This window comes from Phnomibacter sp. (assembly GCF_036803085.1).
Classification (GTDB): domain Bacteria; phylum Bacteroidota; class Bacteroidia; order Chitinophagales; family Chitinophagaceae; genus Phnomibacter.
Genome location: NZ_DAIRUZ010000009.1, coordinates 90328 through 114150, shown reverse-complemented (window position 1 = coordinate 114150; position 23823 = coordinate 90328). Strand labels below are relative to the sequence as shown.

21 protein-coding genes are annotated in these 23823 nt (G+C 42.8%); 13 read left to right on the top strand and 8 right to left on the bottom strand.

Features of this window, described 5'->3' with window-relative positions:
• The first annotated feature begins 40 nt into the window (after positions 1-40).
• The 3 genes from V7Q13_RS15940 (at position 41) to V7Q13_RS15930 (ending at position 2978) form a co-directional block, all read left to right on the top strand.
• Positions 41-1684: a glycerol-3-phosphate dehydrogenase/oxidase gene (locus V7Q13_RS15940; protein WP_333801665.1), complete on the top strand. Its 1644-nt coding sequence runs from the start codon at positions 41-43 to the stop codon at positions 1682-1684.
• A 1-nt stretch (position 1685) separates the two neighbouring features.
• Positions 1686-2405 (top strand): SDR family oxidoreductase, encoded by a 720-nt coding sequence (locus tag V7Q13_RS15935; RefSeq protein ID WP_333801664.1) that lies wholly within the window; start codon positions 1686-1688, stop codon positions 2403-2405.
• A 66-nt stretch (positions 2406-2471) separates the two neighbouring features.
• A complete protein-coding gene (locus tag V7Q13_RS15930) occupies positions 2472-2978 on the top strand; it encodes an ExbD/TolR family protein (RefSeq protein ID WP_333801663.1) in 507 nt (168 codons plus the stop codon).
• On the opposite strand, the gene V7Q13_RS15925 is transcribed toward V7Q13_RS15930, so the two are convergent.
• Positions 2975-4033: a DUF3089 domain-containing protein gene (locus tag V7Q13_RS15925; protein WP_333801662.1), complete on the bottom strand. Its 1059-nt coding sequence runs from the start codon at positions 4031-4033 to the stop codon at positions 2975-2977. The two genes, V7Q13_RS15930 and V7Q13_RS15925, sit on opposite strands and share 4 nt — an antisense overlap.
• A gap of 87 nt (positions 4034-4120) precedes the next feature.
• Between V7Q13_RS15925 and V7Q13_RS15920 the strand changes: the two genes are divergently transcribed.
• The gene (locus V7Q13_RS15920) at positions 4121-5065 is read left to right on the top strand and encodes an isopenicillin N synthase family dioxygenase (RefSeq protein ID WP_333801661.1); all 945 of its coding nucleotides are present in this window, start codon (positions 4121-4123) and stop codon (positions 5063-5065) included.
• 125 nt (positions 5066-5190) lie between these two features.
• A complete protein-coding gene (locus V7Q13_RS15915; RefSeq protein WP_333801660.1) occupies positions 5191-5415 on the top strand; it encodes a hypothetical protein in 225 nt (74 codons plus the stop codon).
• Here V7Q13_RS15915 and V7Q13_RS15910 read toward each other — a convergent pair.
• On the bottom strand, positions 5412-5957 hold the full coding sequence (locus tag V7Q13_RS15910) for a GNAT family N-acetyltransferase (RefSeq protein ID WP_333801659.1): 546 nt from the start codon (positions 5955-5957) through the stop codon (positions 5412-5414). The two genes, V7Q13_RS15915 and V7Q13_RS15910, sit on opposite strands and share 4 nt — an antisense overlap.
• Before the next feature lie 57 nt (positions 5958-6014).
• On the opposite strand from V7Q13_RS15910, the gene V7Q13_RS15905 reads away from it, so the two are divergent.
• Positions 6015-6740, top strand: coding sequence for a hypothetical protein (locus tag V7Q13_RS15905; protein WP_333801658.1), 726 nt, complete (start codon positions 6015-6017; stop codon positions 6738-6740).
• 59 nt (positions 6741-6799) lie between these two features.
• Here V7Q13_RS15905 and V7Q13_RS15900 read toward each other — a convergent pair whose 3' ends face one another.
• Entirely contained in the window at positions 6800-7642 is an 843-nt protein-coding gene (locus V7Q13_RS15900; RefSeq protein ID WP_333801657.1) for a DUF4382 domain-containing protein, read from the bottom strand.
• A gap of 158 nt (positions 7643-7800) precedes the next feature.
• A complete protein-coding gene (gene nadA, locus V7Q13_RS15895) occupies positions 7801-8811 on the bottom strand; it encodes a quinolinate synthase NadA (protein WP_333801656.1) in 1011 nt (336 codons plus the stop codon).
• A gap of 589 nt (positions 8812-9400) precedes the next feature.
• On the opposite strand from nadA, the gene V7Q13_RS15890 reads away from it, so the two are divergent.
• A complete protein-coding gene (locus V7Q13_RS15890) occupies positions 9401-11518 on the top strand; it encodes a peptidylprolyl isomerase (RefSeq protein ID WP_333801655.1) in 2118 nt (705 codons plus the stop codon).
• A 105-nt stretch (positions 11519-11623) separates the two neighbouring features.
• The gene (locus V7Q13_RS15885) at positions 11624-12136 is read left to right on the top strand and encodes a DUF2480 family protein (RefSeq protein ID WP_333801654.1); all 513 of its coding nucleotides are present in this window, start codon (positions 11624-11626) and stop codon (positions 12134-12136) included.
• Here the strand turns inward: V7Q13_RS15885 and corA are convergent.
• Positions 12133-13281, bottom strand: a complete 1149-nt coding sequence (gene corA / locus V7Q13_RS15880) for a magnesium/cobalt transporter CorA (protein WP_333801653.1) — start codon at positions 13279-13281, stop codon at positions 12133-12135. The two genes, V7Q13_RS15885 and corA, sit on opposite strands and share 4 nt — an antisense overlap.
• Positions 13282-13339: 58 nt before the next feature.
• Here corA and chrA point away from each other — a divergent pair, with 58 nt between their 5' ends.
• Positions 13340-14584, top strand: a complete 1245-nt coding sequence (chrA, locus tag V7Q13_RS15875) for a chromate efflux transporter (protein ID WP_333801652.1) — start codon at positions 13340-13342, stop codon at positions 14582-14584.
• A gap of 29 nt (positions 14585-14613) precedes the next feature.
• Here chrA and nadD read toward each other — a convergent pair whose 3' ends face one another.
• Both nadD and V7Q13_RS15865 read right to left on the bottom strand, forming a co-directional pair.
• Positions 14614-15183, bottom strand: a complete 570-nt coding sequence (gene nadD, locus V7Q13_RS15870; protein WP_333801651.1) for a nicotinate (nicotinamide) nucleotide adenylyltransferase — start codon at positions 15181-15183, stop codon at positions 14614-14616.
• 7 nt (positions 15184-15190) lie between these two features.
• Positions 15191-15436: a FeoA family protein gene (locus tag V7Q13_RS15865; RefSeq protein WP_157480467.1), complete on the bottom strand. Its 246-nt coding sequence runs from the start codon at positions 15434-15436 to the stop codon at positions 15191-15193.
• 50 nt (positions 15437-15486) lie between these two features.
• Between V7Q13_RS15865 and ybeY the strand changes: the two genes are divergently transcribed.
• From ybeY to V7Q13_RS15845, 4 genes are all read left to right on the top strand, one after another.
• Positions 15487-15921, top strand: a complete 435-nt coding sequence (gene ybeY, locus V7Q13_RS15860; protein WP_333801650.1) for an rRNA maturation RNase YbeY — start codon at positions 15487-15489, stop codon at positions 15919-15921.
• A 113-nt stretch (positions 15922-16034) separates the two neighbouring features.
• Complete coding sequence (gene mnmG, locus V7Q13_RS15855) at positions 16035-17903, top strand: tRNA uridine-5-carboxymethylaminomethyl(34) synthesis enzyme MnmG (RefSeq protein WP_333801649.1); 1869 nt, start codon at positions 16035-16037, stop codon at positions 17901-17903.
• 316 nt (positions 17904-18219) lie between these two features.
• Positions 18220-18741 carry a RidA family protein gene (locus V7Q13_RS15850; RefSeq protein WP_333801648.1) on the top strand — a complete coding sequence of 174 codons (522 nt, stop codon included), beginning with the start codon at positions 18220-18222 and terminating at the stop codon, positions 18739-18741.
• 9 nt (positions 18742-18750) lie between these two features.
• Positions 18751-20343 (top strand): amidohydrolase family protein, encoded by a 1593-nt coding sequence (locus tag V7Q13_RS15845; RefSeq protein ID WP_333801647.1) that lies wholly within the window; start codon positions 18751-18753, stop codon positions 20341-20343.
• Positions 20344-20412: 69 nt separating this feature from the next.
• Here the strand turns inward: V7Q13_RS15845 and V7Q13_RS15840 are convergent, their stop codons facing one another.
• Positions 20413-23763 (bottom strand): T9SS type A sorting domain-containing protein, encoded by a 3351-nt coding sequence (locus tag V7Q13_RS15840; protein WP_333801646.1) that lies wholly within the window; start codon positions 23761-23763, stop codon positions 20413-20415.
• Positions 23764-23823 lie beyond the last annotated feature (60 nt).

The following is a 23823-nucleotide window of genomic DNA, read 5'->3' as shown; positions in this document are numbered from 1 at the left end:
GTTGCATAACCTACTATCTTTAAACCATCACCATTGCGTGATGGTTTTTTTTACGATGCAAAGAGCCAACCATATTGATGCACTCTCCGGCCAGCTATTCGACATGGTAGTAATTGGTGGCGGTGCTACCGGCGCAGGCACCGCATTGGATGCTGCCAGCCGTGGCTACAAAGTACTGTTGCTGGAAAAAAACGATTTCGGTGCCGCCACTTCTTCTAAAAGCACCAAGCTCATTCATGGTGGGGTGCGTTATCTCGAACAGGCTTTTAAAAAATTGAGTGTCGGCCAGTACCGCATGGTAAAAAAAGCCTTGCACGAAAGAACCACACTCCTCCGTTTAGCCCCACACATTACCCAACCATTGCAGCTCATTACGCCCTGCCGCACCTGGCTCGAAGCCTGTTATTATTATGTTGGTTTAAAACTGTACGATTTCATCAGCGGCAAATCCCATATTGGCAAAAGCCGCTGGATGAGCCAACAGCAGGCACTGCAAGCATTGCCTGCATTGGCCGCACAAAAAATGGTAGCAGCCGTAGCTTACTACGATGGGCAGCTCGATGATAGCCGCTACAATCTTGCATTGATACAAACTGCTCAGCAATATGGCGCCATTTGCATCAACCATATATCGGTTACAGCATTACAAAAAAACGAAACCGGAAAAATAACGGGCTTGCATTGCAGCGACACACTTACCGGCAACAGCTATACATTAGCAACCAAAGTAGTCATCAATGCAACAGGTCCTTTTGCCGATCATATACGATTGATGGCAAATAAACAACTCACTCCCCGCATTAGAGTGAGCAAAGGCGTACACATGGTTTTGCCCCGAACAGTGTGGCCCGGTCAGTCGGCTATGCTCATTCCAAAAACTGCCGATGGCCGTATCATTTTTGCCATTCCTTACAAACAGCATTTGCTGATTGGCACCACCGACGAAGAAGACAATCTTACTGAAAAAGCATTTGGCCCTTCTACAAAAGATGTGCAATACTTGCTCCAGTATTTAAATGATTATTTGCAACATCCGGTTACAGAAAATGAAGTGCTGGCTGGGTTTGGTGGTCAGCGGCCATTGGTACAACAAGCGGGTAGTAATTCCACCAAAGATCTTATCCGTGATCACGAAATAGAAATAGATGCACCATCAGGTTTAATAAGTGTGCTGGGTGGAAAATGGACCACTTACCGGTTGATGGCGAAAGATGCTGTGGATGCAGCCGGCAACATGCTTGGTACACCACGTGCTTGTATTACTGCAACACTATCTTTGGTTGGCAGTCAACAATACAATTCGACAACTGTAATTAATCAAGTAGATTTTTTACCCGATTTTATTGTACAACATTTACTAAAAACATACGGCGACCAAAGTATCGTCATCATTCAACTGGCAAGGCAACAGCCAGCACTTGCCGCATTAATTCTGCCCGGTTTACCATATACCTATGCAGAGCTTCAATACGTCGTTTCGAAAGAAATGGCATTCACCATTGAAGATGTAATTAGCCGCAGATGGGGCGTAGATTTACTGAATTGGGAGATGGCCATTGAGCTGGCCAAGCCAGTGGGTAAATGGATGGGTGAATACATGCAATGGACTACACAACAAGAAGCTCGTTATACAACCGAATACATGCAGCAAATTCAATTACTCATTCAACAATCAAGATTGTAATATGGATTACATACAACACAAAACCATTTTACTTACAGGCGCCAGTAAAGGTATTGGCAGAGCTACTGCATTGGCATTGGCACATCATAAGGTAAAGCTGGGTTTGGTGGCCCGCAGCGAACAAGATTTGATAACACTCCAAAAAGAAGTAGAAGCGTTGGGTTGCCAATGCGAAATTTTTGTAGGTGATGTTGCCGATGAATCTACTGCTGTAAAAGCTGTAGCCAAAATGCAGGATCGTTTTGGCAGTATTGATGTGCTCATCAACAATGCTGGCTATGGAAACAGCAAACCCTTTGAACAGTTTTCAGTACAAGAGTGGGACGACTTGTATGCCACCAATGTAAAAGGCACTTTCTTGTTGAGCAAAGCGGTGGCGCCTGCCATGAAACAACAACAAAGTGGACACATACTCATCATTGCCAGCGATGTAGCCAAACGTACTTATCCAACTGGTGCTTTGTATTGCAGCAGCAAGTTTGCACAGCATGCATTTGGCGATGCCATCCGCAAAGAACTGCGGCCACACAAAGTAAAAGTGAGCACCGTATACAGTGGTTTGGTAGACAGCTATTTTCACGCCGAACCACAAGGCGATGCTGCACACAACTGGTGGCTAAAAAATGAAGACATGGCTCGTTCCATTGTGTTCATTATCAATCAACCGGCACATGTAGTTATTGATGAGTTTATGATTCATCCGCTGGAGCAAGACTACTAACGCAGTTGGATGCAATAGCATTATGGAAGACTGATACAAGGTGCATCTCTGTTGTAAACACTGTTTATGGCAGACATACAATTGAGCAGTAAAAAAGGCGGCCGCAACAGGCGCAGCACCCGGGTAGATCTCACCGCTATGGTCGACCTGGGTTTTTTATTGATTACCTTTTTCATTTTCACCACCACCATGTCGCAATCGGTGGCCATGCAGTTGGTGATGCCTGCTGATGGACCGGATACCAAAGTAGCAGCAAGTGGTGCGGTTACTTTACTGGCGCATCAGCAAAAAGTGGTGATGGTATTGGGCGAAGACCTTGCTTCGGCAAAAAGTTTTTCGTGGCAACAACCAAAGGAATTGCGGCAGGCATTGATACAAGCAAAGCAACAAGTAATGGCAGCCAATGGCAATGATGACAAACTTTTCGTGCTCATCAAACCCATGGACAACAGCAGCTTTGGGCAAGTCATTAATCTGTACGATGAAATGACGATTTGCGGTATTAAACGCTACGCCATGGCCAATATAAACGAACAGGAAACTGTTTTAATGGCAAAACATGTTACACCTTAATGTACTTCTTGTTTGTAAGCTTTCACCCTATCCATTGCATTGTCGCGGATGTCTTTCCAAAACAAATTGATATCGCCAATGTGGTAGTTTTTGGTGGTGAAAAACCAGTTGCCCAAAAACCGCGGCTTGCTACTCCACAAAATATTGCCTTGTATTTGCGTGGCTACATTGTGTGGCTTCGGATGATTGAATTTGTACAACACAGCACCCTTGCTTTGGCTTCGGGGTACCGGCATTGTATCCATCATCCACGTAAGCGGATTTACTACCACTGCTTTAAAATTTTCCCGCTGCACAAATTCGGGTACGTGTCCTTTTTTAAACGTACGCCAGCTAACAAAACAACCCGTTTGGTTGGGCGTGGTACAGGCTGGCAATTGGGTAAAATATTGCTCGGGTACTGGTAAGCCAATAATGTACGCAGCTATCAATTTTTTTTGAAGTGGTTTTTCTTCCACCTGCGCTTTCAGCAATCGGCCTGCATGCAATGTACCCTGGCTATGTGAGGCAATGATGAAAGGCTTGTTGCCAATCGTTTGCAAAAACAACATAAATGCACGTTCGATATCGGCATAGGCAGTATCGAAAAATGATTGGGCAATGCTATCATTAATGTAAAACGAACTGATATGTGCCTGCCGATAGCGGGGCGCAAAGAGCTCAAACCTGTTAAACACACTTGCCTGATTGAGCATGCTGCTGTAATCTGTTTTAGCATTGAGTGCCGCATCGTTTACCGATGCATTCCAATACTGCATGCTGTAGGGTTTTCCTTCTACAGCAGCGGCATCGTTATAGGTAGTGGGATGTATGAAAAATACCGCCACCGATGTATCTGTTTTTTCAAGTGCAAATGGCTTCGGCGTAGAGTCGGCCAAATCCTTTTTGTAAGGATGCGCTGCCCAATAATACAGGCTTGCATAATTGGGTATGCTATCCGCCGTTGCCGGTGGCACATAGCTTTCCATGGGATATTTACTGCTGCTACAAGATTGCAACAATAGCAGAGGTACAATGGCAATAGCCAACCATAACAGCAGTCGATTTTTTTGCATGGCGTGTGTTGGTCTGAAATTTGTTCGTACTTTAACCAATAACAACAAGCCTGCTTGCAGGTTGTTCCTCAAAATTTTTGCTTTCATATGAGTATTCCAGTGGTAGACCTTGCCCAATTTAATCAGGGCAGCGATAGCGACCGCACTGCATTTGTTTATGAGTTGGGTCGTGCCTACGAAGATGTAGGTTTTGTAGCCGTCAAAAATCATGGCATTCCCGAAGAGTTGATTGATGAATTGTACAATTATGTGCAAACATTTTTCGGCATGCCGGGCGATGTAAAAAAGCAGTACGAAAAACCAGAACTGGCCGGCCAGCGGGGCTACACCAGTTTTGGAAAAGAACATGCCAAGGGCAGCGATGCGCCTGATCTGAAAGAGTTTTTTCAATATGGCCAAACGGTGGAAGACGACGATCCTGTAGCGGTAGAATATCCGGCTAATGTAACGGTAAATGAAGTGCCGCAGCTCACACCAACCCTTTACCGTGCCTATCGGCATTTCGAAAAAAGTGGTCGGGCTTTGTTGAAAGCCATCGCCATTTACCTCGGTCTCGATGAAGATTATTTTGAACCATATGTAGTGAATGGCAACAGCATTTTGCGGGCCATTCATTATCCGCCCATTACGCAAGAACCGAAGTCAGCTATTCGGGCAGAGCAACATGAAGACATCAACCTGATTACTTTGCTGGTAGGTGCCAGTGCAGAAGGCCTCCAGATTTTAAGCAAGCAGGGCGACTGGGTAGGCGTAACTGCGCTGCCTGGCCAAATTGTGGTAAATGTGGGCGACATGCTGCAGCGCCTTACCAACAACCGCCTTAAGAGTACCACACACCGGGTGGTAAATCCGCCAAGAGAAAAATGGGGGAGCAGCCGTTTCAGTATTCCCTTCTTTTTGCACCCAAAAAGCAGCATGAGCCTGGCCTGCCTCGACAATTGTATTGATGCCGACCACCCTAAAGCATATCCCGATGCTACTGCCGGAGAATATCTTGACGAACGCCTTCGGGAAATAGGATTGAAAAAATAAATGCGTGATTTTTTATACTTACAACCAACCTCAAAAGGGTTGGTTTTTTCATGGCCAACATTATCAGGACCATAACTGTTTTACAGCAGGTATAACCTGTAATTTTGCACATCAATTTGAACCTTATGGCCAGTAGTTGGAAAAAAGTGGGAATGATAGCGGCAGTAATGTTGATGATTGCTGGCGGTGCAATGGCACAATGTTCTATTTGTACCAAAACTGCATCGCAGCTGGGTAAAAAAAGCGCCGAAGGATTGAATGGTGGTATTGTTTACCTAATGATTGTGCCATTTGTGGTAGGCGGATACATTGGTTACCGCTGGTGGCGTCAGGAAAAACAGCAACCCTAAAATTGCATCCTCATCCAGTCTTTTTTAAGGAGCACAAATCGATGCTCATCATACTGTCGGCCGTTTTTAAACACCGCATCCCGGGCAATGCATTCCAATTGAAAGCCTGCATGTTGCAACACTTTCATGCTGCCCACATTAAATTCAAATACACTTCCTTGCAGCCGTGTCAGCGGAAAATTTTGGAAAACATAATTGACCATGGCTTTTGCAGCACTAGTCATTATGCCCTTGCCCCAATAGGGTTTACCAAGCCAATAACCAAAGTCGGCACCGTAACGGTACACATCGCTGAGTGGTGATATACCAATGGCACCAACAGCTTCGCCGTTCACTTCTATCGCTAGGTTCATAGGCAACGGTTTGGCTATTTCCATACGTATAAAATCGATGGCATGCTGCATGGTATACGGATAGGGAAAATAATCCCGCAGGTTATATACAATATCAGGATTGTTGGCCAGTGTAGCAAATGCAGCGGCATCTCTTTCCTGCAAATTGCGCAGGGTGCAAGTAGTTGTTTGTATGCTAATGATTTTCATGATGCGTGTATTACCGTTTCGGCCAATTACCTTTGGATTTCACAAAAGTATTGATGTATGCGGTTGTTGCCTGTAACGTTATTGTTTGTTGTGTTGTGTTTGAACGTGCCCGGCGCAGCCGGCCAAAAAATTTTTTTGCAAGGCGTTGTAAAAGATAGTGTGCAAAATACAGGGCTTCGTTCTGCCAGTATCCGCAATGTATTTACCGGAACAACTGTTGTAAGCCGGAGTGATGGTAAATTTATTATTGCTGTAGAAAAAGGTAACATACTTGCAGTTGGAGCATCGGGGTATTTGAGTGATACACTTACTATCACAGACAGTATTCTTTCTTCTGGCTTTATTGTTTTGCAACTGCATGTGCTACCTGCTACACTGCCTGGTGTAACAGTAAGTGCTAAACTTAGTCCGTATCAAATTGATAGCATTTATCGCCGGAAAGCCTTTCTGGCAACGGTTGGCGAGGCTCGCATTACTACCGTTAGCCGAACAAACGAGTTGGGTTTTGGTGTAGGTATTAACATTGATCGCTTTAGCAAAAGAGAGAAAAACAAACGGACTGCCAGAACATTATTCGACATTACCGAAGAGGAAGCGTACATCAATTTCAGATGGAATGAAAACATCGTGAAAAAATACACCAAACTCTCCGGAGATACGTTACTTGAATTTATGCAAACCTACCGTCCCACCTGGGATTGGTTAAGAAAACATCCGGCTGAAGAAGATGTGTTGTACTACATCAACAAGTGTTTGAAAAGTTATTATAAGCGAAATGAATAATACTAAAAAGGGAATCCAGTATGTCGGATTCCCTTTTGCTTTACCCTATTTACAATGAATTATTTGCGGAGCGTAATTTTTCGCAACTCTGTTTCTTTACCAGGTTTCACTTCAATATTATTGATAGTGGTATCACGATATCCGTTTGAAGCATTTACAAACAAAGAGTATGTACCCTCTTTCAAACCACGGATTTTAAAATCACCATCTTTATCAGGAATGGCGTAAGCGGTGTCTGCACTGTTGTACACACTAATTACGGGCATTGCTTCGCGGGGTACTACTTCACCTTCTATTGAGCCTGTCTTTTTAATCGTAAACGGACGGAGCACCGGCACCAGATAAAACTGGCCATCCCGAACTTTTACAATACTGCGGGCCACATCAAAATCGAGCCAGATGCGGCGGCGGCCATTGGCAAAATTGTCCCAATCGCTGTCGCGGAGTTTTATTTCCACTTCGCTGCGGTTGCCCGGCATCAGGTTGAGTGGATAGCGGATACCGTCTTTTACCAGATAATGACCTGTGCCCAATACCAATTTTACTTTTTTAATTTTTCCGGCAGGTATGGTGCCCTGTGCTAACAGTGTATCTACGCCATTGCGTAAGCGCAGCAAGTCGTATTTACCCGGCTTTATATTGAGTGTGTGCCATACATAGCAATTATCGTCATCATTATTATCATCATCGTCATCATCACTCAATGTGCAGGTGTCCAGTTTTACCCGCACTGCCTGAATGTCAATCAGCACACTATCAAACACAGCAGGATCATCGGTAAGGTAGAGGCTTACCTGTTGAGTAGGAGTGTTACCGGTATCACTTATTTCTTTTTGGCAGGCCCACAGACTTACTACGAGCAGTAGCACTACAGCAGCTACGTTTCTGATTTTCATTTGCATACAATATTGTTTTTAGTTGAAGATGGATTGTGTTCTTCTTTACAAAACCAAAGATTGTACCAGAAGCTACGGCATATAACTGAAGGTTGTTAAAACGGGAAAAGGCGCTACCGAAACAGCTTGTTTACAGTAGCGCCTTTAACACTATGAGCAAATTTTTATCCGATAAGGCCTGCAGCCTTACTGATTTCGAGCATGCGTTCGATGGGTTTGAGTGCGGCTACCCGAAGCGATTCTTCCATAGTAAGCTCCGGCTGCTCATACTGAAGGCAGAGGTAGAGTTTTTCAAGGGTATTTAGTTTCATGTGCGGACACTCATTGCAGGCACAGGAATTATCTGGCGGGGCAGGAATGAAAGTTTTGTGCGGTTGGTCTTTTTGCATTTGGTGCAAAATGCCGGTTTCAGTAGCTACAATGTAGGTTTGGCTGCTATCGGTTTGAGTATATTTCAACAGCTGGGTAGTGCTGCCAATATAATCGGCTATCCGCAGCAGGGGTTCCTCACACTCCGGATGGGCAATCAGCTTGGCTTCGGGGTGACGGGTTTTGAGGCGGGTAATTTTTTCGAGGCTGAAAATTTCGTGGACCATGCAGGCGCCATTCCACAGCACCATGTTTCTGCCGGTCACTTTATTGAGGTAGGCACCCAGATTTTTATCGGGAGCGAAAATTATTTTTTGATCGGCAGGCAGACTGTCGATGATGGCTTTAGCATTACTACTGGTGCATATGATATCACTCAATGCCTTCATGCCGGCACTACAGTTGATGTAGGTGACCACAATATGATCGGGGTACTGTTCCTTCCATTTGGCAAACAAAGCGGGAGGAGCACTATCGCTAAGGCTGCAGCCGGCCTTTAAATCGGGGAGCACCACTTTTTTGGTGGGGTTGAGAATTTTTGCCGTTTCGGCCATAAAATGAACACCGGCAAATAAAATGATATCGGCATTGGTATCCTTGGCCTTTTGTGCCAGGCCCAGGCTATCGCCTATATAGTCGGCTACATCCTGAATATCTGGCTCCTGATAATAGTGTGCCAGTACGATGGCGTTCTTTTCCTTTTTCAGGCGTTCGATTTCAGCAAACAGATCGAGGTTGGGATCTACGTTGATGTCGAGAAATCCTTTTTCCTGTAGCTCCATCTGTTGTGTGTTTATAACTGCCATAATATGTATTAATATTTATTATTTATAAATCTACCTACTATTATTAGGAGTGTGTATATCCGTATTTCTGTTTCTCAATGTGGGCTGTAAAGGTAATAGTGTGTTGTTGTTTTGTTTTATACACCATGTTATAAACGCTCCAAATACTACAGCGTATTGGGTTTGTTGCTCTTTTCCCCATTTTCTATTGCTTGTGTTAGTTTCTGATTTGTGAACTGATGTGGTTTTACCTGAGGTTGTGGATTGTTTTTTAGGTTATGGATTACCCGCGTACAATGGTGTTTTGTTGATTTAAATGGTCCTTTTTTTGTTCTTCTTTTTTCCCTTTTTCTGGTAGTGCTTTTACTGGTTTGTTCACTTTTATTTTCGCTTTTCAACAGGGTTTTCTAATTGCTGTTTCACATGCATGTTCCACTTGTTTTGTTCTTTGTCTTACTTCAAATTTTTTTTTTGCAATACTCTGGGTTGTTCACATTTTCACCTTTGTTTTGAAGCCTTGCCAGTATTGCCTTTTACCCGCTTTTCCACAATTTTTTCATAGGTCTGTTTCCCCTATTTTTGCCATCCTTTATAAACTATATAGTACTGTATGTCTATTATTCAAACGATTCGTGATAAGGCCGCACCTGTTACCATTGGTGTGATTGCCATTAGCCTTATTGGTTTTATCCTGATGGATGCCGGCCGTAGTGGTCTTGGTGGTGGGGTTAGTCCCAAAGATGCTGTTGTTTCTGTAAATGGTGTTGACCTGAGCTGGGAAGCCTTTCAGCAAAAGGTAAAACTGAATGAAGAAATTCAGCAAATGCAGGGCAACGTGGTGGATGAAAATACCCGTCAGCAGATTTATACTGAAACCTACAACACCATCATTACCGATGAATTGTTGAATCAGGAATATGCCAAGTTGGGTATTGATGTTTCCGACAAAGAGTTTAATGACATGCTGTTTGGTAAAAACCCACCACAATGGCTTACACAACAGTTTACCAATGATAAAGGTGAATTTGATGTTGCTGCTGCTCGTCAGGCGATAAATGAATTGAAGAAAAACAAAGCGAATACGAACCGTGATATGGTGAATAACCTGTACCTCAATCCTATGATTGAAGGAACCAAGCGGAATAAGTATGCTGCGTTGTTGCAAAACAGTTCTTATGTACCAAAATGGATGGCTGAAAAAACAGTAGCTGACAATAGCCAAATGGCTAATATGAGTTACGTGGTTGCACCTTTCAGCAGTGTAAGTGATAGCGCTGTAAAAGTGAGTGATGCTGATATTATGGCTTATGCAAAAGCACATGCCAGTGAGTATGAAACAGAAGAAGGTAGCCGCAGCATTGCTTATGTAAGTTTTGACGCTTCACCAAGTACACAAGATACTGCCGATGTATACAATTCATTGGCAGCATTGAAAGCCGAATTTGAACAAACCACCGATGCAGGCGCTTTCGTTGCACGTAATGGAAGTACACTTCCTTATTTCGATGGTTACAATAGCAAAAACCGTATCCAGATTGCACAAAAGGATTCTATTATTGGTGCTGGTATTGGTAAAGTTTATGGTCCTTACCTCGATGTACAGAGTTATGTATTGAGTAAGGTTGTTGATATGAAAGTGTTGCCTGATAGTGTTAAGGCTCGTCATATTTTAATTGGTACAGTTGATCCTCGTACACAGCAGCCTACCAATGATCCTGTAGTAGCTAAGAAAAAAGCTGATAGTTTATTGGCTGCCATAAAAGCCGGTGCTGATTTTACTATGTTGGCTTTAATGAACAGCGATGATGAAGGCAGTAAAATTAAAGGTGGCGATTTGGGTTATTTTGCCAACGGTGCTATGGTGAAGGAGTTCAACGATTTCTGCTTCGGTAAGCCAAAAGGAACCATGGATATCGTACAAACTCAATTTGGTTATCATATTATTCAGGTAACAGATCAAAAGGATTTTAATCCTGCATACAAAATTGCTTACTTGGCAAAAAACATAGATGCTAGTCAAACTACTATTAATGAAGCTCAACTGAAAGCAAATGCTTTTCTTTCAAAGAGTAAAGATTTGAAAAGTTTTGAAGCCACTCTTTCTGCTGATAAGCTGACGAAGAAAATAGCCCAGGATATTAAGGCTGCTGACTATCAGGTGGGTATGCTAGGAGTAAACCGCGAATTGGTGCGTGAAATTTATAAGGCTGATGTAGGTGATGTTTTGCCTGAGCCTTTTGAACTGAACAATCAGTTTTTGGCCATCGCCATTACTGGTGAAGAGCCAAAAGGATTGCCCTCTGTAGGAAAGCTTCGTCCTATGATTGAATCTATTGTACGCAATGAATTGAAAGGTAAAATGCTGGCTGCCAAACTTGCTGGTGTAACTACTTTGGAAGCTGCTGCACAAAAGCTTAACGTTCCTGTTCTTCGGGCTGATAGTGTTTCATTTGTAAGCCCATTGCTGGGTGGCAGTGGTTATGATTTGAAAGCTGGTGGTTTTGGTTTTAACAAGAACAACATTGGTAAAATAAGTGCACCAATTATGGGTGGTTCTGGTGTATTTGTGGTGAAACCAGAAGCACAATTTGCTCAACCCGTTACTACTTCTGTGGATGAAATGATGCAGACACTGATGAGTCAGCAAAAAGGTGCCCTTTTATATGGAAGTATGGAAGCACTGCGCAAAACCGCAAGTGTGACCGATAACCGTACTAAGTTTTTATAGTATTCTTACTAAATAGGTAAAAACCTCGCCCAATGTGGCGAGGTTTTTGTTTTATGAGTTTGTACACTGTGTAGGATTGATAATTTTGTATTTCAAGTATGAGCAATGGATGAGGTGATTATAAATCGTGTGGCTGAAAGTGCATTGACCAGTTTAGATCTGGCAGCGTATTATCCTGCAGAGCAAGAAACTGCTGTCTTTGATTTGAAGCCTTTTTTGTTCATGGAATTAATACTTCGTGAAAAGGACTTCCGTGCAAGTTTGAAGGAACACGATTGGTCTGTTTATCTTAACAAATATGTTGCTGTTACTTGTACAGCAGATGCAATTATTCCAGTGTGGGCTTATATGTTGGCTGCCAGTTACCTAAGTGAAGTTGCTAAAGGCGTGTATCTCTCAGCAGGAAAAGATTTACCCAACACTGTTTTATTAGATCGTATTAGTCATATTGATGTTTCCATATTTGCTGATAAAAGGGTAGTTGTAAAAGGTTGTGGCGAATTGCCCATCAGTGAGGCTGCTTATCTTGCTATTACAGCAAAGCTTCGTCCGGTTGTTAAAAGCATTATGTACGGCGAGCCTTGCAGCACTGTGCCTATTTACAAAAACAAAGGTTAGTCTTCCACTTTTATTTTGCCTGGTCTGCTTTCATTTTGAAACCAACCTCTTCTGTAAAACCACAGTATCATTACTATTGGAATAATGATCATCACTGCTATCGTTCCATAAAATCCATAACTATGGTGTGCATACGGAATGATGTCAAAGTTCATTCCGAATACTCCGCCAATTACAGTTGCTGGTGCCATTATTGATGTAATGATGGCAAGGGTTTTCATCACTTCATTCATACGCAGGTTAATGTTATTTACATACATATCCTGTAATCCTATAATCAAATCCCGATAATTATCAATCAAATCGTTGGCTTGTACCACATGGTCGTATACATCCTTAAAATATTTGGACGTACGTTCTTGTATCAGGTCAGATTCTGTTCTTATTAATGATGCTGCTACATCTTTTGTTGGTGCAATGTTCCTTTTTAGCAATATGATATCTTTCCTGAGTTGTGATATTTTTTCGAAGGTATGCTTGCTGGTACGTTGCATAATCTGTTCTTCTATTTGTTCAATCTGATTGCCAAGTTGTTCTATCACCGCTAAGTAGCTATCTGTTATCAAATCAATCAATGCATAAAAAAGATAATCAGCTCCTTTCTCTCTTTCCCTGCTGGTACTTATTTTCAATCTTTTTCTGATAGGGTCAAACACATCCTTTTCTGCATCTTCCTGAAAGGACAGAATAAAGTTTTCGCCCATTACAATACTGATTTGTTCTTCTATTATTTCGTTCGTTTTTGTATTGATGAACAACATATTGAGCAAGCAGTACACTACACCTTCAATTTCATCCACCTTTGGTCTTTGTCCATGGCTCATTACATCTTCTTGTATTAACCAGTGTATATTGTAATGAGAACAAATTTTTTCCATTTGTTCATTATCCATTCCATCCATATTTATCCAGGTGATGGTAGGAGTATGCTTAAATGAAAAACATTCGGTTATGTCCTGAGGTTGGTGATAATTAATGGTTGAAGGATTATAATCAAATACACTGATGTGCCTTTCTTTTGGTTGAGTGCTCTTTACGGTAGCAACATGTGGTTTTACAACCGCTCTTGTTTTTTGCCGTGCAATATTTCTGAGGAATGTACGGTATGTTATTTTGGGCAAGTTTTTCCTGAATGCTGTTGCCATGTTGCTGTTATATTTACTGTATTAATGAAGATATGACTGCTTTGTCCTATTGCGTTACATGAAGTTGTTGAGACACATACCTTTTTTACGCATGGTGTTGTTGCATAGCCTCACTGCTTTCGGTGGGCCACAAGGGCATTATGGAATGATGGTTCGGCGTTTTGTACAAAAGCGACATGATGTAACAGAGCAGGAATTGATGGAGTTTACTGCTTTTGTTCAATTACTTCCAGGTGCGAGTAGTACTCAAACACTCACGTTAATCGGTTACAAACGTGGTGGTTTGGTACTTGGTTTGTTAACTCTTTTTATTTGGGTATTGCCGGCCGGCATCCTCATGAGCCTGCTTAGTTTTTTGTTACACTATTTTGATCAGCAATCTAAGGAGGCTGATATTTTCAAGTTCATACAGCCCATGGCTGTTGGTTTTTTAGCATTTGCCGCCTTACGTATGGGCCGAATTGCTATTCACAATTTGATTACAGTTGTTATTGCCGTGGTTAGTGCAGCAATAACTTTTTTATGGTTCAAAACCCCTTGGGTATTTCCTGTTCTTCTTGTTGCCGGCGGAGTGGTTACTAATTTTAGTAAGAAACGTATACCGCAGGTTGAAGTAAACAAACGAAAGATTGCTTGGGGTAATATTTGGCTCTTCGTCGTGTTTTTTGTTTTATTAGGTTTTATGTCTGAATGGGCCCGAAAGCAACAGGTGCGTATTGGTCACCAGGAACCACAATATCGTGTTTGGAACCTTAGTGAAAACTTTTATCGTTTTGGTAGTTTGGTATTTGGTGGTGGCGATGTACTTGTTCCACTTATGTATGAGCAGTTTGTCGTTCGGCCCAAAGGGGAGAACAAGTATATGACCAGTGAAGAGTTTCTTACTGGTAGTGGAATGGTGAGGGCCATACCCGGACCAGTTTTTTCTGTGGCTGCATTTCATGGTGGTATGGCCATGCGTAAATGGGGCGCTGGGTGGCAGGTTGTAGGATGTGTGGCAGGATTGGTTTTTATTTTTCTGCCCAGCGTTTTATTGGTTTTATTTTTTTACCCTATTTGGAACTACTTAAAAAAGTATGCAGTTGTGTATAGAAGTTTAGAGGGTATTAATGCAGTAGTGGTGGGTATTATGGCTGCATCCTCATTTTATGTAATGAAGGATATTTCAATTGGTTCCTTTCAAACCATTGCTATAACCAACTTGGTAGTTATGGTAGGCACTTTTTTGTTACTCAGTTTTACCAAATTGCCCAGTCCAATTATCGTAATGGTATGTTTGGCATTGGGTTTCTTGCTACACTAAATACATTATTATAAATATTAATGTATTTATCATTTGTAATAGTTATTATCCATTATTTCTGTAGCTACTGCATCGGGCACCATGTAGCGGATGGAGATACCTTGCTGTATAAACTGGCGTATCTGGGTTGAAGAGATATCTAATAGCGGAGCTTTTATGGTATGAATATTGGCACCTACTTCATTCAAAATGGGGAAGCCCGGTCTCTCATAAATATAAATTGAATGTGCCGCTATGAGTTGCTGGTAGTTTTTCCAGTGGGGGAGGTTTTGTAAACTATCACTGCCCATGATGATGGCAAATTCGTGTTGCGGATATTTCTCTTTGAGATATGTAAGTGTATCTATTGTGTATGAAGGTTTGGGCAGGTGAAATTCAATATCTGATGCTTTCAGATGTACATCATCCTGTATTGCCAGCTTCACTAAGTGTAGACGGTGATATTCATTCAATAATGTACCTGAAGGTTTCAAAGGATTTTGAGGAGAAACCACCAGCCATACCTGCTGCAGGTCAGTAGTGTGCCGTGCAATATTGGCAACTATTAAGTGGCCATTATGAATGGGATTGAAGGAACCAAAGTATAAGCCTATTTTCATACAGACATTAGTTGGCAACAAAAGGTTCTACCAAAATATGTTCAGCTTCACTCAGGCGCAGGCTCAGGTGATAGCCGGCTATCATGATGGAGATGGGATCACCCAGTGGTGCTCTCATTTCTACCAATAAAGATTCACCTGGAACACAACCCATTTCCATCAGTTTCAAAAAGATATCGTTTGAGCTGAAAGAGTGCACAGTAGCTTTTTCGCCGGGTTCCAGTTCGGAGAGTTTCTTAAGTATTGAGTTCATTACTTTGCAAAAGTATTTCTTTCTATAACCCCCTGTTTTCCAAAAGCGAAATGGCTGTCATTTTTTCTTATGCCGATGTACGGCTCAACTATAACCAGAAGCAACGACTGAGACGATTCATTGCTCATATGGCCACTCAGGAAGGGTATATGGTTGAATCGCTGAATTATGTGTTTTGTTCTGATGCTTACCTACTTGATATCAACCAACGTTTTCTCAATCACGATGATTATACCGATATTATCACTTTTGACCTTCGGGAAAACAAGAAGGATTTATCAGTAGTGGGAGAGATCTATATTTCTGTGGATAGAGTGAAAGAGAATGCTGTTCTTCATATGGTTTCTTTTGAAAGTGAATTAGTAAGGGTAACCTGTCATGGTTTACTTCATTTGTGTGGTTACCGCGATAAAAAGAAAGACGATGTGATTGCCATGCGGGCTGCTGAAGAACGATGTCTTTCCGCATTCCCGGGTTTTCAATAGTTTGTTCCACGTGGAACAAACGGTTTTACTCACGGCAAAATAATATTGGCTTGTTCCACGTGGAACATCAGGATTCGACAATACTATTGGGTTCCACAGGCTAATTTTGCCGCATGTTTCCAGAATACGATGTGATTGTTGTAGGCGCCGGTCATGCCGGTTGCGAGGCGGCCGCGGCGGCTGCCAATATGGGCAGCAAAGTGCTGCTCATTACCATGAACATGCAAACCATTGCCCAAATGAGCTGCAACCCGGCCATGGGCGGCATTGCCAAAGGGCAAATTGTTCGGGAAATAGATGCGTTGGGTGGTTATAGCGGTATCGTTACGGATAAAAGCATGATCCAGTTCAGGATGCTGAACAGGAGTAAGGGCCCTGCTATGTGGAGCCCCCGTACCCAAAACGACCGCATGCTGTTTGCTACTACCTGGCGTCAAATGCTGGAAGAAACCCCCAATGTGGACTTTTATCAGGATATGGTGAAGGGTTTGCTGGTAAAAGATGGCCGCTGCCACGGTGTAATTACCGGTCTGGGTCATCATATTGAAGCGAAATCTGTGGTAGTTACCAGTGGTACTTTCTTGAATGGTGTTATTCATATTGGCGAAAAACAACTGGGCGGCGGCCGCATTTCAGAGAAAGCCGCTACAGGTATTACCGAACAGTTGGTGGAATTGGGCTTTGAAGCCGACCGTTTGAAGACAGGAACACCACCCCGAATAGACGGCAGAAGCCTTGATTATAGCAAAATGGAGCGTCAGGGTGGTGATGAAACCATCACTGGATTCTCCTATCTGAACGTCCCAAAGATTAGTCCGGAGCAACAAATACCCTGTTGGATTACCTATACCAACGAAACCGTACATGAGATTCTGAAGACAGGCTTCGATAAAAGCCCCATGTATCAGGGCAGAATTCAGGGCGTTGGCCCACGCTATTGCCCGAGCATCGAGGATAAAATCAGTCGTTTTGCTGAAAGAGACCGCCACCAGCTCTTTGTAGAACCCGAAGGCTGGAATACCGTAGAGATTTATGTGAATGGTTTCAGCAGCTCTTTGCCCGAAGAAACGCAGATGAAAGCCCTCCGCATGGTGCCGGGTTTCGAAAATTGTCGCATGTTCAGACCTGGTTATGCCATCGAATACGACTATTTTCCACCTACACAGCTACGCTACACCCTAGAAACCAAGCTGATTCAGAACCTGTTTTTCGCTGGTCAAATCAACGGTACAACCGGATACGAAGAGGCGGCATGCCAGGGATTAATCGCAGGTATGAACGCACACCTCAAGGCAAAAGGGCAGGAGCCCTTCCAGCTGAAGCGTAGCGATGCATATATAGGCGTCCTCATCGATGATCTTATCAATAAAGGAACCGATGAGCCCTACCGGATGTTTACCAGCCGGGCAGAGTTTAGAACCCTCCTCCGGCAAGACAATGCCGATCTCCGCCTCACCGAAATGAGCCACAAGGTGGGTCTTGCTACCGACGAGCGGTACGAACTCATGCAGCAAAAGCAACAAGAAACTTCCGAGATCAAGCAATTGATGAATAGTTTTGGCGTAGAACCAGCAGAAATTAATCCCTATTTCGAACGTATTGGCTCATCACTAATTCCCGAAAAATACAAAGCGGCAAAGCTTTTACTGCGGCCAAATGTAGAAATAGACGACCTGCTGAAAGCTGTCCCACGCCTTGCCGAAGCATTACGGTCGTTTAACTCAGAAGCATTGGAGCAAGCATCCATTCAGCTGAAATACGAAACGTATATCGAAAAGGAAAAGGAACTGGTAACCCGCATGGCGCAGTTAGAAGATTTACAGATTCCGGAAACCTTCGACTACAACAAAGTACATGCATTGAGCAACGAAGCCCGGCAGAAATTCAACAAAATTAAGCCGGCCACGCTGGGTCAGGCGAGCCGTATTAGTGGTGTCAACCCCAGCGATGTTCAAATTTTGATGGTATATATGGGTCGATAGTGGAAATGCTCAAATTTTATTCATCGGGAAGACAACAAAAAAGTTTTCCCGATTTTTTTGGCCAATACCGCTGAAATGAGCCAAAAACTCCCCAAAAACGTCATTCCGGTGCTGTCACGAATGTTATTTCGTAATCAATTGAAATACAACGTCTTACAATAAAAATAGACCGATTTCAGACGCTTCAGAATACAATAACCCCTACAACACCCCGAAAGGGCTTTAAATATTCAATTCTCAGGCGGTTCATTTTTGAGGATTGGCTCTCTGTTTTTCGGCAGCATTTTGCACCTATCTTTTAGCAAATTATCTGCCAATGAGAATGTCGTTTATTTTACTCGTATTGCTTTTCAGCAGTTTTAGGGTAAGTGCACAACAAACCCCGGAAGAAAAAATTGCTGCACTTGGTTTTTCACTACCGCCAACTACGGCTCCCATTGCCAATTATGTAAAATGGGTGAAAGTGGGAAACGTATTGTACACTTCGGGACATGGGCCAACCAATGCACAAGGCGAAACCATAAAAGGAAAACTCGGTGCAACGTTAACCATCGAACAAGGATATGATGCCGCAAGAGTAACCGGATTGCAATTACTGGCCACTTTGAAATCGGCAATTGGCGATTTGAGTAAAGTGAAACGGATTATAAAAGTGATGGGTATGGTGAATTGTACCGATTCTTTCGGCGATCAACCGAAAGTGATGAATGGTTTCAGTGATTTGATGGTAGCAGTGTTGGGCGAAAAGGGAAAACATGCCCGGAGTGCAGTTGGAACCAATGCATTGCCCAATGGCATGGCCATTGAAATTGAAATGATTGTTGAACTGGAGAACTAAAAAAGCTATATGAAAAAAATATCGTTGTTTGTATTTGTGCTGCTGATAACTACCAACATTTTCGCACAACCCATTGCAAAGGCGCCAGAAGTAAAAGAAGGGGAAGGTCCGTATACCCAATTGATTTTGCGTGGTGTAACTATTATTAATGGTACCGGAGCACCTGCACAAGGGCCAATGGATATTGTGATTGAGCAAAACAGGATTGTTCGCATTGCTAGTGCCGGCTATCCGGGAGTAAAAAACGATCCCGAAAAACGAGTACAATTAAAAGCTGGTGGAAAGGAAATAAATTGTGAAGGCATGTATGACATGCCTGGCTTTATTGATATGCATGGTCATATAGGTGGAAGCGGCCAGGGAACACCAGCAGAGTATGTATTCAAGTTGTGGATGGCTCACGGTATCACAACTATTCGTGAACCCTCATGTGGCAATGGTTTGGAGTGGGTACTCGATCAAAAGAGAAAAAGTGCAGACAATAAAATTACTGCACCACGTATTTATGCATATACTGCTTTCGGTCAGGGTAGTGCAACACCCATCATCAATGGAGAGCAGGCAAGGGCTTGGGTAAATGAGAATGCAAAAAAAGGAGCGGATGGCATTAAGTTTTTTGGTGCCCGACCAGAAGTGATGGATGCGGCACTAAGAGAAAACAAACGCTTAGGTCTTCGTTCATGTATGCACCATGCACAAATGGATGTGGCTCGATGGAATGTGCTCAACAGCGCAGAAGCCGGTCTTACCAGTATGGAGCACTGGTATGGTTTGCCAGAAGCTTTGTTTACCGACAAAACTATTCAGCAATATCCACTCGATTACAATTACAGTAATGAGGAACACCGCTTTGAAGAAGCAGGAAAACTGTGGTTGCAGGCGGCTGCACCATATAGCGACCATTGGAATAAAGTAATGAATCGTTTGTTGGCATTGGATTTTACATTGGACCCAACTTTTAATATATATGATGCCACAAGAGACTTACAAAGAGCCCGACGGGCCGAGTGGCATGACTATTATACCCTGCCATCACTCTGGAAATTCTTCGAACCGAGCAGAATTAGCCATGGTTCTTTTTGGTTCAATTGGGGAACAGAACAGGAAGTGGCATGGAAGAAAAATTATCATTTGTGGATGACATTTGTAAATGAATACAAAAACAGAGGTGGCCGAGTAACTACAGGATCAGACAACGGATTCATTTACCAGACCTATGGCTTTGGATACATCCGTGAGCTGGAACTCTTGCGGGAAGCGGGTTTTCATCCATTAGAAGTTATTCGTTCTGCTACTTTATTTGGTGCACAAGCTTTGGGTGCCGAAAAAGATTTAGGAACACTGGAAGAAGGAAAGCTGGCAGATATTGTTTTGGTAGATGCCAATCCGCTGAAAAATTTACAAGTGTTGTACGGCACCGGAGCTATCGAATTAACGGCGGATAATCAAATTGTTCGAAAGGGTGGAGTAAAGTACACCATCAAAGATGGGATTGTATATGATGCTAAAAAGTTGCTGGACGATGCTAAAAGAATTGTAGATGAATCGAAGAAAAAAGCAGGTTTTAAAATCATACAACCTGGCGATACACACCAACATTGAAACAATCAAAAAAGCTCAGACACCTGAGCTTTTTTGATGCTAAAACAAACCCTATTGAAAATGTCTTGGTTATAACTTATTCAATTTTATAGACTGCTTAAATCCGCTAACGTTATCTTCTACATGTACAAAATATAAGCCTGCACTCATGTTTGCCGGTAGGCGAAGTTGCTGTGTAGGCCCTTGTTGAATGGTTATGGATTGTGTATGTATAATAGTGCCGGTAGCATTTGAAATACTCAACTTCATTTTTTGATTTGGCTTTACGCCCGACCAATTTAATTGCACTACATCTCTGGCCGGATTGGGTTGAATATTTACAGACAGAACCGATTTTTTCCAACCTACCATTTCAATAGATGAGTAAGTTATTTCATTGTTCATGTGTACCATTTTTAGCCGGTACCAAAGCTGATCGGCATTTGTATTGGGCAGGTCTGTTAATTGATACTGGTACTGGCGTACATAGCTTTTAGGATCAACTGTAGAAACCGGTGTGAAATCAACGCCATTGGTGCTTCGCTCAATAACGAAATGCTGCAACCTGTCTATATCGGCAGAAGCCCAATTGAGTAGTACTTGTTGGCCAAAAGATGCTGCTTTAAAACGCAGTAGTTTAATAGGAAGTACGCAAGTGCCAATTCGGATAACAGAACTATTATATGCTGTTACCTGGCAAGGCGCTGCATCTGCTAACGAAATGTTGGATGGCTGCGTTGCAATTACCACCCTGAAATAAACTTCCCTGTTGGCATCGTTGAACTGGTCGCTGATAATGGAATCAATCCGGCCATTGGCAAGATTGAACGGATCATTCGGTGTTGACAACTCCCGCACAGCACCAATGGCATTCCAAGGGCCGTTGGAGTTATACGACCATTGAAATTGGTATGCATCATACTGGGTAAAGCTTCCGGTTGATTCTATCCAGTTGCCCAAAACCTGAAAACGCTGCCCGACACAAAACGCTGTTGGTTCCGGATCAATAACCGGATCAGCATCTACGTTTACACTGGCACTCGGGCCACGGGTAATAATGCTGATATCATCAATAGCCCAGTCGTTACCATCGCCACCCGGCGCATTGTTGCGAATACTAAAGTTGAAATTACCACTGCTGGCACCCGTTGCAAATACAAATTGTTTTTGCACCCAGCCAAGGCTGGTATCAATAGGGCCGGTGGTGTAGTATGCCTGATTGTTAACATCAAACGTAAGGCTGGGTTTTACACCTTGGCGACGGGGGTCAGTTGCAGTGTTTGGTACACCGGTATTGTTGTTGCGAATATTATTTGAAGTCAAATTTGAATTTACTCCACAGCTGGGACACACATTTTTTAACCACGCTTTGAAATTGTAAAATGTACCTGGGCACAAACCAGAAATGGTTTGCTCAACAACCCTAGTAGGTACGTAATCCGAATTTACAAGAAGCATATATCCACCTAAGCTATCTTGATGAGCAGCGATATTTCCGAATTCATCACTGGTACCTGTATGGTCACCAGCAATATACCAATGGCCCCAAACCCTATCAGCATGATCGATTGAAATACCATTATTGATTTGTAACTGGTTGCCTGAGCTATTTTTTGAAATGGAATAATAACCATCTCCAGGAGCGGTTGTAGCAATTGTGGTTTTAGTAAGGGCAGAACTACCAAGAGTACCCGGTCCATCTATATTTGTGCCACTGCCAAATGTACCATTGTCAAAAGCTGTAAACAGGTTGGCTCCGCGACTAGTATATGAAGCAGGCAACGCAGGGTCACTCACTACTATTTGTGTAAATAAGTCTGGATTATTGGTTTCATTAACATTGAATTGTAAAAGAAAAGATTCAGTAGCATTTTCCGAATAGCTGTAAAATGTAGTTGAACTGATATCTAAAACAGTACCTACACTTATACCAGCAGGTATTTGTACTGTAAGTGAAGCAATAACTATGGAACGAGAGTTATAATAATTTGGGATTGTCGTATTCGCTCCTTGTCCAATAATACGTCCACCCCATTTGTCATTTGTTCCGGCCTCAAGCGAGGCTAATGAGGGAGCCGTAGGTAAATCTCCTAAAATAATATCTGCAAAACCGCTTGTTGAATTGTATATGCCCCTGTCATCTCCACCACCATCAGTCAAACCGGTAGTATTACCAGTTGCACCTGTGTAGGTTGTACCACATGGTGAAGCAGGAGCGCCATTGGGATCGGCAAAGTTGAAACCCTTGTTGTCAGTAATTTTCATGGAATTGGACACATAGGTAAACTGTGGGTCCACGAAAATTCTGGTCTTCACGTTGTAAATAGGGGTAGAACTGGCGTAGTCAACAGTGACTTTAATTTCTACCTGATCACCCGGTTGAAAAGTGCCACCGTTTGGGCGTGTAAGGTTCGATACACTTTGAGAAATGCGGGGAATTAAAGATACAGCTGGTGCAGCAGCAGTTGCATTAACCGCCGTAGAGTTGGCAGAATAGTTTAGTGCTAAATCATAATGTACCAGAACGTACCGGTAGTTTTGGCCAGCTACCACTGAATTATCAATATATTCTTGTTGGCCAGCAGGTAAGTTGGCAATGATGTTCCAGCTTCCGATAGCTCGTTCTCCATCATTCACCGTTTTTAAAATATCTGCATAGGTTCCCTGATCTAAAAGGGCTGTGGGTGTACCAGCGCTTCCATTTAATCTCATCACCAACGTTCCTTGCACACCCGTACTTGGGGTACCCGGGTCCGATCCTTGTGTCCACCTGAGTGAAATGGCTGTAGAGGAAGTATTAGTGATACTGACACAAGATGGTGCATTCGGTTTAGTAAGGTCTATGTTATTGCTGCTGTGAACATACATATACACGTCATCATGGTGTATTGAAACTGATGTACTTCCGGTTATGTATGAACGAACAAATGGATTGGCATCAAGTGGCAAAAGGGTACTGTTTTGCCGGGATTGAGTAAAACGTTGCCAAGTGTTTGAATTAGTAGTAATGACGTTTCCTGTTGCAATATCTCCAATACCCGCAAAAGTAATTCCCCCTCTCATTTGTCCATTTGTAGTAGACCCAGATCTTCTGCCCCAAGCAATCATGTGCACATATTGTCCGGGAGCAACAGAAAGAATGTACCCTGTATAACGGGCATAGTTGCCCGAAGTACTATTGGTGGTTACCAGCAAGCTGCGGGCACCTGTTCTAAACAAAGCATTAGAATTGCTCTGGCCTGAGGCGCCAGTAAAAGTGATAAAGCCCAAGTTGGCATCTTCCTGCCCCCGGTTAAAATTATCTTCAGTAATGAATTGTGCAAATGACACAACTTGACCTATAAGGCCAATAGCCAATAGCAGCCAATACCGGCTGTACTTTTTTCCAGGCTTGAGTAGGCCAATACCTATACAGGCATTTAACCAAGTTTGGGTAAACATAAGCTTTCCTTTCTTTTGGGTATCTTGTTAAGGGCCAAGGTTTCGAAAGGGTTACCAGGG